Raw genomic sequence first — 15,695 nt, 5'->3', positions numbered from 1 at the left:
CGGACGTAGGTGCCACCAAGACGACGAGGATCGCATTGCCAGTGAAACACGTCGTAGACAACGGCCCATGCCGGATCCAGGCCATAGGACCACACCGGTCAGGACCAAGGACCCCTGACCGGTGAGGGCCGGGGAACCTAACGTCACCTACATCTCGGTCGCGGTAATTCCGCCGCGAGGGGTACAGCCGTGGTCCCCCGACCGGTTGGAGATCAGACATGGGTGACATTCCGGTAGGACGAATCGCCGGATTCGCGGTCAAGGCCAATTGGAGCGTTCTTGTCATCCTCTGGTTGTTCACCTGGAGCCTCGCGTCCACGCTGCCCGACACCTCGCCGGGCTACCCCAAAGCGGCATATTGGGTGGCCGGGATCTGCGGTGCGCTGATACTGCTCGGCTCACTGCTGGCGCACGAACTGACGCATGCGATCCTTGCGCGCCACGCCGGTGTCAAGGTGTTCGAGGTGACGCTATGGTTGTTCGGCGGTGTCACCCGCCTCGGCGGCGAAGCCAAGACGCCGAAAGAGGCGTTTCGCATCGCCGTATCGGGTCCGGTGATGAGTCTGATTCTCGGGGCCGTCTTCGGCCTCATGGCATTCGGACTCGGCGAGGCCGGGGTCGCACCTGTCGTCGTCGCAGTGGCGTGGTGGCTCGCCGGGATCAACCTGATGCTCGGGCTGTTCAATCTGTTGCCTGGGGCTCCGCTCGACGGAGGGCGGGTGCTGAAGGCGTACCTGTGGCGCCGCACAGGCGACCCGATGCGCGCCGGCGTCGGCGCGGCTCGCGCCGGGCGCGTCGTCGCCTTCCTCCTGATCGCGGGCGGGCTGGCGGAGTTCCTGGGGGGCGCACAAATCAGTGGCGTATGGCTGGTGTTCCTCGGATGGTTCATCTTCGCCGCCTCTCGCGACGAAGAGAGCCAGGTGAGGACCCAGCATGCCATCGCCGATGTTCGGGTGGCCGACGTGATGACCAGCCACCCACACACGGCTCCCGCGAACATCTCCATCGAGGAGTTCATCCAGCGCTACCTGCTGGGCGACCGTCACTCCGCATACCCGGTCGCCGACCGTGACGGATCCATCATCGGGCTGATCACGCTGGCGCAACTGCGTGGCATCACGCCCGGCCAGCGCAGCTCAAGCTTGGTCCGGGAGGTGGCGATACCGCTATCTGAGGTCGCTACCGCCACCCCGAACGAGCCGGTGATCGCGCTGCTGCAACGTCTGGGATCAGCGGCCGGTAACCGCGCCCTGGTCATCGACGGCGGCCACGTAGTCGGCATCGTCACCGCCAGCGACCTGAGCCGATTGATCGACGTGTATCAACTGGCAATGCTCGGCACCGGCAGTGCGCCGATGAAAACAGGTAACACGTAAGGAGTTAACAATGGCCAGGACCGCTGGCTCGACGCAATCAAGCGCCTGCTCACTGCGGAATCGCATTTTCGTGCCCGAGAAGCAGAAGCCGAGTCGCAGGAGAACTCCGGCCGCCAATCGAGCAGGGGCCCCTCAAAGCCAGGACCGCACAGGTAAATTCACCCAACACACAACCCACCGCACCGTCGCACTGATCCCACCGATCCGGGCAACGGTGCCCAGATCTGAGCGTGAGACACGTTTGAAATCCATGCGCCAACAGGGGGCTTCGAATGAAGACGCTGATCATCTGTGTTTCGGTATCGCACGGCAATACGCGCCGTGTAGCGGATCGGATGGCCGAGGTTCTCTCCGCCGAAGTCGTCGACCCAGAGGCTGTCGACATTGATCAGATAACGCAGTACGACCTTGTCGGATTCGGATCGGGGGTGTATTTCATGTCCGCGCATCCGAGGCTATGGCGGCTCGTCCGGCGACTGCCCCATGTTGACGGAACCCCCGCATTCACGCTCTTCACTAGCGGGGCCGCGGAGGTCCCACTGGTGGGCTACAGCCGGCCGATTCGTTGGGGAATCGCCCGGAAGGGCTTCCGGCTGCTCAGTTCCTACTCCTGCCGCGGGCTGGACACGGTGGGCCCGCTGGGCTGGATTGGTGGGGTCAACAAGGGCCGCCCGAGCGAACGGGATCTCGAGGCGGCCGCTGCGTTCGCCACCCGTGTGCGCAACCGAATCCAGCCTTCTGCGGCCACCAGCTAAGCGATGCCGGCCGACGAGCGTGCCACCCGCGTTCTCGCGTTGGTACAACAACTTGCTGCCGAGGTGCACCCGAATGGCCCATCCCTATCCGTGACGCTCGACAGCCAGTTCGACGATCTCGGAATCGGCAGCCTCGAAATGGCTGAGCTGCTGTTGCGTGTCCAGAAAGCACTCGGCCTAACGTTGCCCGCCCACGTGCTGGGCAGCGCGGAGACGCCGCGCGACCTGCTCCGGGCAATTGAGGGCAGTCCAGATCGGTCCCCCGAACAGGTTCAGATGCTCCCACCCCTCTCCGTAGCGGGCGGCGGTGCGGAGCCCTCGGGCGCGACGACGTTGATCGAGGCCCTCGAATGGCACGTTCACGCGAGCCCTGAGCGGGTGCACATCCGCATCCTCGATGAGCGGGGCGGCGCCGACGAACTGACCTACGCTGCACTCCTTCAGGAGGCGACCGCCGCGGCACATGCGCTACGGGCCCGCGAGATCGTGTCCGGTGACACTGTCGCCATCATGCTGCCCACCAGCCGGGAATACTTCGTCACGTTCATCGGAGTGCTTCTCGCCGGCGCGGTTCCCGTACCGCTCTATCCACCCGCCCGTCGCAGCCGGCTTCCCGATCATTTGCGCCGTCACGTGGGCATCCTCGCCAACGCCCGCGCCGTGATGCTGGTGACAGTGCCTGAGGCCGTTGCCCTGGGCCAGTTACTGCGCTCGAACGTCGACGGTTTGCGTGAGGTCGTTACCCCCGAAACCCTCACCGGCGCAACCGCGCTTCCTCTTCCGCGGTGTCGATCCGGCGACCTGGCGCTGGTCCAGTACACCTCGGGGAGCACTGGTCAGCCCAAGGGCGTGGCACTCACGCATGACAACCTTCTCGCGAACATCACAGCGATGGGCCGGGCGGCCGCGGTGTCGTCGACCGACATTTTCGTCAGCTGGCTGCCGCTCTATCACGACATGGGGTTGATCGGTGCATGGCTTTCTCCGCTCTACTTCGGCATCCCCTTGGTGGTGATGGCTCCACAGGTGTTCTTGGCCAATCCAGCGCGCTGGCTAAACGCGATCCATACCTACCGCGGAACCATCTCCGCTGGACCGAACTTTGCCTACGAGATGTGTCTCACCAAGATCGATGAGGCCGAGCTGGGCGAACTCGACCTCAGTTCATGGCGGTTGGCGTTCAATGGCGCCGAACCCGTCAGCGCGAGAACTGTCGAACGGTTCAGCGAGCGCTTCAGGGCCGTCGGTTTCCGGCCGGAGGCGATGACGCCGGTGTACGGACTGGCCGAATCCTCGGTGGGACTTGCCTTTCCGCCGCTTGACCGCGGACCGCTCATCGACCGCCTGGACCGCGACATCTTCGTTCGGTCCGGACGCGCCGAGTCATCGAAGCCGGGTGATCCAGACGCCTTGTCCCTCGTCGCCTGCGGACACCCGCTGCCGGGCCACCAGATTCGGATCGTGGACCCCGTTGGCCACGAGCTCGGTGACCGTCAGGAGGGCCGCATCGAGTTCCGTGGTCCCTCCGCAACCAGCGGCTACCTGAACAACCCCGATGCGACACACACGCTGTTCGACGGCAACTGGCTCGACACCGGCGACCTCGGCTACTTCGCCGAGGGCGACCTCTACGTCACCGGGCGGGTCAAAGACGTCATCATCCGGGCCGGCCGCAAGCTGCATCCGGCCGAGCTCGAGGAGGCAGTCGGCAACCTCGACGATGCCCGCAAGGGCTGCGTCGCGGTGTTCGCCAGCGCAGATCCGGCGGGGGGCTCCGAGCGCCTCGTCGTGGTGGCCGAAACCCGGGCCACCGACGATGCCGCAAAGAACGCGTTGCGGGCCGCGATCATGGCGACGACGGTGGACCTGCTGGGACTGGCCCCCGACGACGTGGTGCTTGCCCCGCCGGGTACCGTGCTCAAGACCTCGAGCGGCAAGATCCGGCGCGCCGCTTGCCGCGAACTCTATGAGCAAAGCGCGATCGGCGCACCCCCGGCGCCGCTGTGGTGGGAACTCGCCCGGATTCGCCTGCGCGGGCTCGCCACATCGGCACTCCGCGCCCGTCGGCGCGCTGCCGCTGCGGGGTTCGCTGCGTACGCGAGGGCGGTCTTCACCGTCCTCGCACTCGTGGTGATCGCGCTGCTGGCGGTGCTGCCGCGAATCCAGTGGCGCTGGCGCGTGGCCTGCGGCGCGACGCGACTGCTGGCCCGCCTGACCCGGACGCCGATCACCGTGAACGGCCTCGACCACCTGCCCGACCAACCCTGTCTCATGGTGGCCAACCATCCGAGTTGGCTCGATGGGCTGGCTCTCACGGCCGTCTTGCCGTCGGCGTCGTTCCGCTACGTCGCCGGTGAGGTACTCGAGCATGAGCGGCTCAACGGATTCGTACTCAGACGACTCGGCACCGAATTCGTCGAACGACACGAACGTGAGCGCGGGGTGGCCGACACCGATCGCCTCGTCAACCTGGCCCGGGCCGGGGAATCACTGGTGGTCTTTCCGGAGGCTCACCTATCCCCCGCCCCTGGAGTACGCCCCTTTCACATGGGCGCCTTCATTGTCGCCGCCCAAGCCGGGGCACCAGTTGTCCCGCTCGGAATCCGCGGGACCCGCCAGATTCTTCGGCCCGGTCATGGGCGCCCTGCACACGGTGCCATCGATATCGTCGTCGGTGAGCCGATCACCCCAGCGGGCAGCGACTGGGCAACCGCCGTCGGACTGCGCGACGCCGCGCGGTTACAGATCGGTCAACTCTCCGGAGAGCCAACCGTGGACTGACACAGTCGCCGACACGCGGCGCCTACCCCGCCCGCACCTCCGGTTGCACCTGAGTTGTCCAGTGGCCCAGGCACTTTTGCTCGGCTACCGTCTAGTGACCAAGCTGGGAACTTCCTGCATGATCCGTCCGGCATTCCCGCCAATTCCGCATGCTCACTTGGTTGAAAATTCACCCCCACAAGCGATAGCGGCCGCGCTCCGCACTGTGGCTGCTCGGCTGACCGGGAGCACCACGACGCGGGACTTTCGACCCGTCCGCTCAACTTGTCCAGGGCTGTGTGATCAAGGCCAGTTATGACAAGGGAATTCTGACCGTGGATGTGGCCCTTCCGCAGGTCCGCAGGAAACCGTGCACGCTCAGAAGCACGTAACAATCGAGACTGCTAGCTGACCCCGCCGACTGAAGGGCAACCGAAGCAGTCCCGGAACTCTAGGCTCCGGGAACGCTTCGGTTGGCGGGGTGATTAGCTGCGTGCACTATGCGCTAGGGATGGCCTGCTGGGCGCAAATCGCTTTGACGAAGTGCGCGATCGCGTGTTCTGGGAGGTGACGTGCGATATCGGCCTCGCTGACCATCCCGGTCAGACGATGGTTGCTGTCGAGGACGGGCAATCGCCGAATCTGGTGCTCCTCCATAACGTTGAGCATGTGTTCAACGGTAGCCGCAGCATCGACATGGTAGGTAAAGCCCTGCGCCAGCTGGCCCGTTGTGACCAGATCCGGATCATCGCCGGCGGCAATGCATTTGACGACAATGTCGCGGTCGGTGATCATCCCGTGCAGACGATCGTCATCCCCGCAAATCGGCAGTGCTCCGACACCAAGGTCGCGCATCCGCTGAGCAGCGGCGGTCAGGCTTTCATGCTCGCCGATACAGGTGGCCCCAGCATGCATGATCTCACCCGCAGTGGTCATCATGGCTCCTCAGTAATGAATATGATCCGCCCCGATCATTCGGTGGCTGACCTGAACGTAGGCCGAGCCAACCGCCAAGGAGTAGGGCCGTTCGGCCCATCCCGGTGGGAACCGTGACGACCCGCGGCACCCGCTGATCAACTGTTGGCACGCGCCAGAAATGGGAGCAGGAGGTCGGCGAACCGCTTCGGGCATTCGATCTGCGGCATGTGGCCGATCCCGTTCAGCAGATGCACTTCGGCATGCGGGTAGACCCGCATCGCCTGCTCGATGTGATGTGCGGGCAGGATGCGATCCCGGGTGCCCCACATGATCAGGGTGGGGCGTGGAGTCTTGGTGACAGCGGCGGCCAGTTCACGCCGCCACTCGGGCTTCACCCCGCGGGGCGTGCCCAGTGCGATTACCGCTTCTCGCATCACCGCACCGGCGCCGGGCTGCGATGCGACCGCGAATGCGTGGTCGATGCGCTCCTTGGTGGCGATTGCTTTGTCGGCGTGGATGGAACGTTCGAACAGGACGGCATTCATCCGCGCGGGCCGCCGGGTACTCAGCGCACCGAGCACCGGCATGGCGAGAATCCGCAGCAGCATCGTGACCTCACTGCCGAAACCGGCGCTGTTGATCAGCGCCATGCTGGCAACCCGTTCGGGTTGGTCGGCCAGCAGCTGCTGGCCGATCGCCCCGCCGAGCGAGTTACCTACCACATGAACCGGCCTGGTCTCGCCGACCGCGTCGAGGGTGCCGGCCACCCCGCGAGCCAACGAGCCCAAGGTGATTGCCTCGCCGGTGCGCTCGGAGAAGCCGAAGCCGGGGACGTCCACGGAGATCGTTCGATACGACTGCGCCAGCCGTTCGTACTGGGGTGCCCAATCCTCCATGCTGCGCCCGATCCCATGCACCAGCAGCACCGGCGGGTTGTCCGGATCGCCGTCGAGTCGAACCCGGGTACGTCGGCCGTCGACGTCGATGAAGGCAGGGCGACTCATGCAGTCCCCTCGCAGGCTCGGGTCCCGCATCTCGCCTGTCGATTCGCTCCGCAAGCGTCGCTCATTATGCCGAGGCCAGCCCGGCAACCGCCTTCACCGGAGCCACCGTGGAGAACCGCAACGCCGGATCCTCGACCGAGCCCTTGCGCAACCGGGCGTGGTCCGACCAGTAATCCATCTCGACGGTCCAGGGACCACTCGTGCCCTGCTGGGGGAACAGATCCACCGCGCGCTGGACGTAGCCGGCGGAGAAGTCCAGCATCGGACGCTTCTCGATCATCGGATTGTCGACGACGGGAACGACGGTCGTGTAGCCGTGGCGGTCCATGTAACCCAAAAGGCGGCACAGGTGCTCGCACACCAGGCCGACCTTCAGGGTCCACGACGAGTTGGTGTATCCGAAGGCGAACGCCAGATTGGGGATGTCCGAGAGCATGAAGCTCTTGTAGACCAGGGACTGGTGCAGGTCCTTGACCTCACCGTCGACCGAAACCTGGATGCCGCCGAACGGAAGCAGCTTCAAACCGGTGGCGGTGACGATGATGTCGGCCTCGAGCGTCCGGCCGGACTCCAGCAGGATCCCGTTCTCGGTGAATCGCGCGATGCGGTCGGTGACCACCTCGGCCTTTCCGCTCGCAATGGAGCGGAACAGGTCGGCGTCGGGAACCGCGCACAGGCGCTGGTCCCACGGGTTGTAGTCCGGGTTGAAGTGGGTGGCGACATCGAAGCCTTCGGGCAGCGCCTTGACGTTGATCGCGCGGATGATGCGCCGCGCCAGCTTCGGATTGCGCTGGCAGAGGTTGTAGATGAACCGGCCCTTGCCGATGTTGAACCGGCGCGTGGCAGCGTAGGCGGCCTTGGCCGGCAACACTTTTCGCAATGTGTTGGCGATCGGGTCCTTGCGCGGCAGCGGCATCACATAGGACGGTGAGCGCTGAAGCATGGTGATGTGCTCGACGTCGGGTGCCATCGCGGGGATCAGCGTGACCGCGGTCGCACCGCTGCCGATGACGACGACCTTCTTGCCCTTGTAGTCGAGGTCCTCGGGCCAGGACTGCGGGTGCACGATGGCACCGGTGAAGTCTTCTTCGCCGTCGAAGTGCGGCCGGTGCCCGCCGGCGTAGTCGTAATAGCCCGTTGCCCCGAACAACCAGCCACAGGTCACCTCGAACTGCTCGCCGGCACGTTCCAGCGTGACGGTCCACAGTGCGGTATCGGAGTCGAAGTCGGCCCGCACCACCTTGTGCTGCAGGTAGATCCGGCGGGCCAAATCGTCCTCATCGATGACTTCATGGAGGTAGTCGAGGATCTCATGGGCGTCGGCGATCGCGTTGTCAGACGTCCACGGCTTGAACTCGTAGCCGAAGGTATGCAGGTCGGAGTCCGACCGGATGCCGGGGTAGCGGAACAGGTCCCAGGTGCCGCCGATCGCGTCGCGGCTGTCGACGATCGCGAACGCCTTTCCGGGCTGCGTCGTCACCAGGTAGTGGGCCAGCCCGAGGCCGGAGATTCCGGCGCCGACGATCAGCACGTCGACGTGGCCGCGTAGCGGCTGGGTCGGGCGGACCTGGTTGAGCGAATTGACGGTCATCGGGCACTCTCCGATTCGGGCTAGAAACTGTAACGCGAATAGTGTTATAGTTTTGCGGTCAACTGTCAAGGGTTCCCAGGGAGGTAAGCGATGACCACCGCATCGGTTCCGCGCCGGGCGCCCGTGCAGGCCCGCAGCCGGCAGACCGTGGCCCGTATCCTCGATGCCGCCGCGGCCATCGCCGATGAGCAGGGCGTGGACGCGGTCACCACCCGAACGATCGCCGACCGCGCAGGCGTGTCCTACCCCTCGCTCTACCGGTTCTTCGCCGACCGCGATGCCATCCTCGACGAGCTGATGGAGCGGCACTGCGCCGAGATCGACGCCCGCTGCGTGGCCGCCGAGCAGACCTGGGAGATCAGGTCCGTCGCCAACCTGCTCAACAACGAGATCAACCTGCACGTGCGCTACTACCGCAAGCATCCGGGCGCGGCAGCGCTGTGGATGGGCGGGCGCACCTCCCCCACCGTCGCCAAGCACGTCCATGCCCGGATGCAGACGCTAGCGGGCCGGCTGCACAATATCCTGGTGAATGCCGGGATCTTTCCCGCCGACACCGACCCGCGAAATATGTTGGTCGCCGTCGAGATGGCCGACCGCATGCTGGAGCTCTCCTACCGGGACAACCCCGACTTCGACGAAGCCATCCTCGGCATCGGCCGGGCGGCACTGATCGCGTTCGGCGAGACACTGGCCGCCAAATCACCGGCCTGAACGCATCGAGTCGGCACTCAGATCGCAAGATCGCGCGAAATATCGATCCACACGCAGATTCGATGGCCTGAACGCAGAGTCGATGAACGAGCTAGGACACCGACGACGGCGGCGGCGCCATCGTCGAGTTCGGCGCACGCCAGTCGGTCGAGACGAACCGGCGGGCGATCAGCCAGTTCCCGGCGACCGGGGTGAGGACGTCGCGGTAGCGGCCGTAGTGATCCAGACCGATCTCGGTGAACACCGTGAAGTACGACGAGACCTGCGCACGCTCCGGTGTCAACTCGGTGAAGCGGATGTTGGTCAGGGTGTGCCGGACGATCCGCTTCACACCAGCGATGGCCGGCGGCGCGGTGACGCCGCCGAGGAACTCCGCGATCGCGGCACGACCCGTCACCACAGCGATGCCACGGACCTCGAGTTGGCCATCCGGGCAGAAGGATTCGGTCAATTCCTCGATGCGCCCCGCGTCGCCCGACCAGTTGTACAGGGCAAGGGTGTCGCGGATGCCTTCCCGGGCCACCACTTCCCACATCTGCACGGCTACTGCCTTTCACCGGCTATCGGCGACAGCCCCATCTGAGCCATGGAGACCTAGGGCGATTCCTCTGCGGCGGGCTTACGGCGCCGGGTGGCACCCCACAGGCCGACGCCGATGCCGACCACCGCGCCGCCGAGCCCGATGATCTGCTGGCCGCGAGTGAGCTCGCTGTGCACGCTCGCCCCGCCCAGGAGATCGGCGGCGTCGGCACCACCGGAGGCCAGGAACCAACCCCGGGTGTTGCGTCCCCGCAGCCCGGCCGACAGCAGCAGACCGCCGATCAATGCGTCGCGGTAGCCCATCGACCGCAGCAGCAGCCGCGCCGACGGGCCCGGATCGTTCGGCTCACCCCACAGTTTGTTCGCACCCATCGGGTCGACCAGGAAGTGGACTCCGGAGGCCAGCCGAATACTGCCCGCGACGACCGCGGCCTTGTCGATCGACATCGTCTTCCTAAAGGGTCGCGGTCAGCGGGCCGAGGATCTGGCAGTCGGGCGCAGGATTCTGCCCGAGCCATATCGGGCAGCCCCGGCCAGTGGCGATGTAGGTCGTCCCTGGCTGGTACGGGACCGAGATCACGGCCGGATCCGCACCATGCGCCTGCGCGCAGTGCGTGACGCCATCGGCACCCAGCAGACACGCGACCGCCGAGTACCCGCCCCCGGCCGGCCCGCATCCCGCCAGCGCTGCGGTGGCGGTCACCCCGCCGGGCCCGACCTCGGGCGGCGACAACGTGTACGTGCACGGTGGAAGGGGTCCGGCATACGCGACGGGGCTTCCGATCAAGCCGCCGAGAGCCAACGCGAACGCCATCGAGACCGCATGGGTCGGCCGAATCATGGCCGAATACTAGATCACGAGAGGATGTATCGATGTATATTGCGCGGATCGCCAGTACCCCCCCACCTGCGCCGATCACCCCTGGGACACAATATGGCCATGCGTACCGCTGCACCTCGCCTGCTGATCGCCGGCACCTTCTCCGCCCTCGCCGCCGCGAGCGTGCTGACCGCCGCACCGCCCGCGCATGCCGATAACATCGGCTACCTGGTCAACGTCACCGTCCGGCCCGGCTACAACTTTCCCAACGCCGACGCCGCGCTGTCCTACGGCTACGGGGTCTGCGATCAGATCAACTCCGGGGTGAGCTACGCGCAGCTGGTCAACACCATCAAGTCGGACTTCAACACCAACGACGAGTTCCAGGCGTCGTATCTGATCAGCCAGTCCGCCCAGGAGCTGTGCCCCGCCGCGATCTGGCAGCTGCGCCAGTCCGCGGCCGGCTACGTCCCATCCGCATAGTAAGGAACGACGTTGGTACACCGACTTATCCAAGCCTCGACAGCGTTCGGTTCGGCCGTCCTGCTCGCCGCACTCGGCGTGCCGGCGGCGCATGCCGACAACACCCGGCTCAACAACGGGGTGGTCGCCAACGTCTACACCGTCCAGCACCAGGCCGGGTGCACCACGAATATCAAGAAGGACCCCGCGCTGACCCAGGCCGCCGAGTGGCACGCCAACGATGTGCTCAACAACCGGACCCTGGACGGCGATCTGGGATCCGACGGCTCCACCCCCCAGAGCCGTGCTGCCGCAGCCGGTTTCAACGGGAAGGTCGCCCAAACCGTGGCCATCAATCCCGCTCTGGCGATCAACAACATGGACGTCATCAACCAGTGGTATTACGACCCCGCCGACTTCGCGATCATGTCGGACTGCGCCAACAGCGCGATCGGCGTGTGGTCGGTCAACAGCCTGGACCGCTCGGTTCTGGTCGCGGTCTACGGCCAGCCGGCCTGAGTCCCGCCCCGTCTGGAGGCACTCAGCTACGGGTCGACCGTCTCCCGAGACATGAACAGATGACAACGAAGCGGTTCCGGCGAAGTAACAGCCGAGCGGCCTGACCGCGATGAACGGCGCTCCGGAACATGTCATCGTCGATGTCGGGCCCGCCGATCATAATGGCGTTCTGGCAAGTATTCTTAGCGACGTATTACCGCTAAGAGCTTGCCGCCTTATTTTTCGGCCCTACGTTGAAGGACATGTTGCTCGACGTCCGCTGGCTTCAGTACCTGCTGAAGCGCCCCGCGCACAAGTAGGTCCGCCGCCAGGGCGAAGGCCGTTCTGCCAGGTGCAGGGTCGGTCGGCCCGGACGTCATTGCCGTTTCTCATGCCGCGTCGCCCAGTGCTCGGCGCATGCTGGTCCGGCCGCGATGCATCCGCGACATCACGGTCCCCTCGGGTACACCCATGATGTCAGCGGCTTCCCGGTAGGTCATCCCTTCGACGGCCACCCAGTACAGGGTTTCGCGCATCTCGGTCGACAACGCCGACAGCGCCGCGCTGAGGTCCGGGTCCAACAGCTGCCGGAATACCTGCGCCTCTGCCGACAACGCGCACTCGGTTCCGTCGTCGAGCTCGCCGACCAAACTCTCGGCCGGTCGACGCAGACGGGCACGGTAGTTCGAGATCCAGGTGTTGCGCATGATCCGCAGCAACCATGCGAGAAAGTGCGTGTCCTCGCGGAGCATGTCGAACGCGTTGAACGCCTTCATCATCGTGTCCTGCACCAGGTCTTCGGCGTCGGCCGAGTTCTTCGTGTATCCCACCGCGCGCCGGTATAAGTCGCCCGCAAGCGGCAGAATGTCCCGTTCGAATTCGCTGTCGCTGTTCATGAAGATCGCCCTGTCCTAACTGATTTCGCGGAGCTGACCACCCTCACCTATGTTTCGCAGCGGCGGAGGTCGTTGCTTGGTGATTGCGTGGAGATCCGGTGGAGAACGCTTGTACGATGCACATCACTTACCAGCCCGACAGAGATCCGGTCCGTGTCAGAGCCAACCGTTGCGTTCCGCCGTCTTGCCGAGCAGGTTGCCGACCAACTGCGACGGCGCATCCTGACCGGTGAGCTCGCCGACGGCAGCATCCTGCCCAAGGAGGACGAGCTCCTGCGCGAGTTCCCGGTGAGCAAGCCGTCGCTGCGGGAAGCCATGCGGATCCTGGAAGCCGAAGGCCTACTGCGGGTGCGCCGAGGCAAGCTTGGCGGCGCGGTCGTGCGCCGGCCCAACGCCGCGAACGTGGCTTACACGATCGGCCTGGTGCTCGGCTCCCAGGAGGTGAGCCTGGCCGACGTGGGCGGTGCGCTGCGGCAGATGGAGCCGGCCTGTGCGGCGCTGTGCGCCGAGCGGGCCGACCGGAAGAGCACCGTGGTCCCGGCGCTGCGCCGGCTGCATGCCGAGGCCGTCGACGCCGCCGACGACTTCCAGCGGGCCATCTCAGCGAGCCGTCGCTACCACGAAGCTCTGGTCGCCCAGTGCGGCAACCAGACCATGATCATGCTCGCCGGAGCGCTGGAGGCGCTGTGGTCGGCGCACGAACAGAGCTGGTCGACCCAGGTCAGCGATCACAGCATCGTGCCCGTCGAGGAGCGGCTGGCGGTTCTGGAGGAACACCGTCGGGTGATCGACGCCATCGAAGCCGGCGATGCGCGACTGGCCCATGACCTTGCCGCCGCCCACCTGATCAATGCGCAGCACTACCCCGGATCGGCGGGAACCGTCGACCCCGCCATGGTGCGCCGCTGGGGCCATTGACGCGCAATCTTATTTTCATATGATTTGGTGATGGCTGTCGACGTCGCCGCCACGACCAGCGCCGAAGCGGCGCAGTACCGCGCAGCGGGCTGGTGGTCGGACATCACGCTGTCCGATTGCGTCCGCCGCAACGCGGTGTCCACACCGGACAAGGCGGCCTACGTCGACTACCCGCCCGGCGCACCAGACCGGGCGATGACCTGGTCGGAATTCGACAACGCCGCCACCAACTTGGCGGCGCGGCTGCATCGGCTGGGGGTGACGCCCGGCGACCGGGTGGCCTTCTGGCACAGCGACAGCACCCCCATCCACGTCCTGTTGGTGGCCATCGAGCGCTGCGGCGCGGTGGGCGTGGGCCTCGGGGCGCGCGCCGGGGTGCGCGAGGCCGCCCAGATTCTGCGCACCGCGCGGCCGGCACTACTGGTCAGTGATACAAGCCGGGGCGCGCAGGCAACCCGGGCCGCCGCCGACGCCGACCCCTCGTTGCGTGCCGTGGTACTCGGCGCCGAGGGCCTGACCCTCGACACCACGCCGGGCTCCATGGTCGGGCTGTCGCCCCTTGGCCCTGACGAAGCCTGGTTGATCAACTCCACCTCCGGCACCACCGGACTCCCCAAATGCGTGGTGCACAACCAGAATCGCTGGCACTACTTTCATCAGAAAGCCGTCGCCAACGGCGAACTGAGCGCCGACGACGTCTTCCTTCCGGTCATCCCCACGCCGTTCGGCTTCGGAATCTGGACCTCGCACACCACGCCCATCTACCTGGGGGCGACCACAGTGCGCATCGAACGGTTCGACCCGGTCGCGACGTGTGCGGCGATCGAGCGCCATCGCGTCACCGTGTTGTGTTGCGTGAGTACCCAGTTGATGATGATCGTCGCCAATGCCGCCTCCCGCGAGTACGACCTGTCCAGCCTGCGCATCGTCTTCACCGGCGGCGAGCCGTTGCCCTACACGCAGGCGGCGCAGTTCGAGGAGCTCACCGGCGTCACGATTCTGCAGTTCTACGGCTCCAACGAGACCGGCATGCTCAGCGCCACCACCGTCAAGGACTCACTGCACCACCGGCTGCGGACCGCGGGGCGCGTCGTCCCCGAGATGCAGGTGCGCCTGTTCGACGGCGACACGGACGTGACGGAAACCGGTCGCGGCCAACCGGTCTGCCGCGGCCCGGCGACCAGCCTGGGCTACCTGGGCGGCACCGATCACGACACATTGTTCACCAGGGACGGCTGGATGCGAATGGGCGACATCTGCGATCTGGACCGCGACGGCTACCTGGTGCTGGCCGGCCGAACCTCCGACTTCATCTTGCGCGGCGGCAAGAACATCAGCGCGGTCGCCGTCGAAGAGGTGGTCGACACCCACCCCGCCGTGGCGGTCGCCGCCGCGGTGGCCATGCCCGATCCGCTGTTCGGGGAACGCGTATGCGTCTTCGCCGAACTCAAACACACCGGCGACACACTCGAACTGCCGGCCCTCGTCGACCACCTGCTGGCACAGGGAGTCTCCAAGGAGTTGCTCCCCGAGCGACTCGAGGTGCTCGACGAACTACCACGGTCCTCCGGCGGGAAGATCGCCAAAGGGGAACTACGCGAGAAGATCCGATCGATACTGGAGCGATCATGAGCACACCGGAAGTGCGCCGCGGCGGTCTGGGCGTGTGGGCGCCGTCGACAATGCCGCCGATCGGTGTCGAGCTGAGTGATGAGCAGAAAATGGCGGTGGCCTTCCGTCACCTCGCCGAGATCGGCTTCGCCGAGAACATGGCCGGGCACATCACCTGGCAGCCCGACGGACAGACCGAGCTGGATAGTCGCTCGGGCAAGCCTCGCTCCGACATGTACGTCAACCCGTGGGGACTGTGGTGGCAGGAGCTGACCGCATCCGACATCTGCGTGGTCGACGAGGACGCGAACGTGGTCCGCGGCCGCTGGGATGTGACACCGGCGATCCACATTCACACCGAAATTCACCGGCAGCGACCGGATGCCAGGGTGGTGATCCACAACCACCCCTACTACGTCAGTCTCATCGCCGCGCTGGGAGTGCTGCCCGACCTCGTCCACCAGACCGGTGCGTTGTTCCTCGACGACATGTATCTGGTCGAAGAGTATGACGGCGAGATCGACACCTCCTGGCGGGCAGCCGAACTGGCCGGACAGATCGGTTCGGCCAATCTGGTGATCCTGGCCAATCACGGGGTGATCGCCACCGGGCACGACCTGGCCGCCGCGGTGTACCGGGCGGTATCCATCGAGCGGGTGTGCCGACTGGCCTACGACGTGATGGTCACCGGTCGCACGCCGTCGACCATGAACCGCGGCGACATGGTGGGCATGCAGGCCTCGCTGATCGAACGCGCCGCTGACGTGTACTGGGCCGGTGCCGCCCGGATGACCATCAAGGCCGACCGCGGCGTGCTGGACTGAAAGGAGCT

At 65.9% G+C, this 15,695-nt stretch carries 16 protein-coding genes; 9 read left to right on the top strand and 7 right to left on the bottom strand.

Annotation, left to right across the window (positions count from 1 at the left end; genetic code table 11):
* The first annotated feature begins 218 nt into the window (after nucleotides 1-218).
* The 3 genes from ORI27_RS07365 (at nucleotide 219) to ORI27_RS07355 (ending at nucleotide 4,912) form a co-directional block, all read left to right on the top strand.
* On the top strand, nucleotides 219-1,376 hold the full coding sequence (locus tag ORI27_RS07365; protein WP_265995715.1) for a site-2 protease family protein: 1,158 nt from the start codon (nucleotides 219-221) through the stop codon (nucleotides 1,374-1,376).
* A 272-nt stretch (nucleotides 1,377-1,648) separates the two neighbouring features.
* Nucleotides 1,649-2,131, top strand: coding sequence for a flavodoxin family protein (locus tag ORI27_RS07360; protein WP_265995717.1), 483 nt, complete (start codon nucleotides 1,649-1,651; stop codon nucleotides 2,129-2,131).
* Nucleotides 2,132-2,221: 90 nt separating this feature from the next.
* Nucleotides 2,222-4,912, top strand: a complete 2,691-nt coding sequence (locus ORI27_RS07355) for an AMP-binding protein (RefSeq protein WP_323055571.1) — start codon at nucleotides 2,222-2,224, stop codon at nucleotides 4,910-4,912.
* Between the two features lie 477 nt (nucleotides 4,913-5,389).
* On the opposite strand, the gene ORI27_RS07350 is transcribed toward ORI27_RS07355, so the two are convergent.
* The 3 genes from ORI27_RS07350 to ORI27_RS07340 all read right to left on the bottom strand — a co-directional run bounded on the left by ORI27_RS07350 (nucleotide 5,390) and on the right by ORI27_RS07340 (nucleotide 8,404).
* Entirely contained in the window at nucleotides 5,390-5,827 is a 438-nt protein-coding gene (locus ORI27_RS07350) for a CBS domain-containing protein (RefSeq protein WP_265995719.1), read from the bottom strand.
* Between the two features lie 137 nt (nucleotides 5,828-5,964).
* Nucleotides 5,965-6,813: an alpha/beta fold hydrolase gene (locus tag ORI27_RS07345; RefSeq protein ID WP_265995720.1), complete on the bottom strand. Its 849-nt coding sequence runs from the start codon at nucleotides 6,811-6,813 to the stop codon at nucleotides 5,965-5,967.
* Between the two features lie 64 nt (nucleotides 6,814-6,877).
* On the bottom strand, nucleotides 6,878-8,404 hold the full coding sequence (locus ORI27_RS07340; protein WP_265995722.1) for a flavin-containing monooxygenase: 1,527 nt from the start codon (nucleotides 8,402-8,404) through the stop codon (nucleotides 6,878-6,880).
* Between the two features lie 90 nt (nucleotides 8,405-8,494).
* Between ORI27_RS07340 and ORI27_RS07335 the strand changes: the two genes are divergently transcribed.
* Nucleotides 8,495-9,118, top strand: coding sequence for a TetR/AcrR family transcriptional regulator (locus tag ORI27_RS07335; protein WP_265995723.1), 624 nt, complete (start codon nucleotides 8,495-8,497; stop codon nucleotides 9,116-9,118).
* A 91-nt stretch (nucleotides 9,119-9,209) separates the two neighbouring features.
* Here the strand turns inward: ORI27_RS07335 and ORI27_RS07330 are convergent, their stop codons facing one another.
* Genes ORI27_RS07330 through ORI27_RS07320 form a run of 3 tightly spaced genes read right to left on the bottom strand, consistent with a single transcriptional unit; the run spans nucleotide 9,210 to nucleotide 10,499 of the window.
* Entirely contained in the window at nucleotides 9,210-9,659 is a 450-nt protein-coding gene (locus ORI27_RS07330) for a nuclear transport factor 2 family protein (RefSeq protein WP_265995724.1), read from the bottom strand.
* Between the two features lie 53 nt (nucleotides 9,660-9,712).
* Nucleotides 9,713-10,105, bottom strand: coding sequence for a DUF4267 domain-containing protein (locus ORI27_RS07325; RefSeq protein ID WP_265995725.1), 393 nt, complete (start codon nucleotides 10,103-10,105; stop codon nucleotides 9,713-9,715).
* Nucleotides 10,106-10,112: 7 nt separating this feature from the next.
* On the bottom strand, nucleotides 10,113-10,499 hold the full coding sequence (locus tag ORI27_RS07320) for a hypothetical protein (protein WP_265995726.1): 387 nt from the start codon (nucleotides 10,497-10,499) through the stop codon (nucleotides 10,113-10,115).
* A gap of 99 nt (nucleotides 10,500-10,598) precedes the next feature.
* On the opposite strand from ORI27_RS07320, the gene ORI27_RS07315 reads away from it, so the two are divergent.
* Nucleotides 10,599-10,961, top strand: a complete 363-nt coding sequence (locus ORI27_RS07315) for a DUF732 domain-containing protein (RefSeq protein WP_265995728.1) — start codon at nucleotides 10,599-10,601, stop codon at nucleotides 10,959-10,961.
* Between the two features lie 12 nt (nucleotides 10,962-10,973).
* On the top strand, nucleotides 10,974-11,459 hold the full coding sequence (locus tag ORI27_RS07310) for a CAP domain-containing protein (protein WP_265995729.1): 486 nt from the start codon (nucleotides 10,974-10,976) through the stop codon (nucleotides 11,457-11,459).
* A 368-nt stretch (nucleotides 11,460-11,827) separates the two neighbouring features.
* On the opposite strand, the gene ORI27_RS07305 is transcribed toward ORI27_RS07310, so the two are convergent.
* On the bottom strand, nucleotides 11,828-12,334 hold the full coding sequence (locus ORI27_RS07305) for a sigma-70 family RNA polymerase sigma factor (RefSeq protein ID WP_265995730.1): 507 nt from the start codon (nucleotides 12,332-12,334) through the stop codon (nucleotides 11,828-11,830).
* Between the two features lie 153 nt (nucleotides 12,335-12,487).
* Between ORI27_RS07305 and ORI27_RS07300 the strand changes: the two genes are divergently transcribed.
* The 3 genes from ORI27_RS07300 to ORI27_RS07290 are packed head-to-tail and all read left to right on the top strand — an operon-like array spanning nucleotide 12,488 to nucleotide 15,687.
* Nucleotides 12,488-13,252 (top strand): FadR/GntR family transcriptional regulator, encoded by a 765-nt coding sequence (locus ORI27_RS07300; RefSeq protein ID WP_265995732.1) that lies wholly within the window; start codon nucleotides 12,488-12,490, stop codon nucleotides 13,250-13,252.
* Between the two features lie 30 nt (nucleotides 13,253-13,282).
* Entirely contained in the window at nucleotides 13,283-14,884 is a 1,602-nt protein-coding gene (locus ORI27_RS07295; protein WP_265995733.1) for a class I adenylate-forming enzyme family protein, read from the top strand.
* Nucleotides 14,881-15,687: a class II aldolase/adducin family protein gene (locus tag ORI27_RS07290; protein ID WP_265995734.1), complete on the top strand. Its 807-nt coding sequence runs from the start codon at nucleotides 14,881-14,883 to the stop codon at nucleotides 15,685-15,687. Before ORI27_RS07295 ends, ORI27_RS07290 begins: the two co-directional genes overlap by 4 nt.
* Nucleotides 15,688-15,695: the final 8 nt, after the last annotated feature.

Source organism: Mycobacterium pinniadriaticum (genome assembly GCF_026242045.1).
Classification (GTDB): Bacteria; Actinomycetota; Actinomycetes; order Mycobacteriales; family Mycobacteriaceae; genus Mycobacterium; species Mycobacterium pinniadriaticum.
This window is presented reverse-complemented; position numbering and strand designations above follow the sequence as displayed.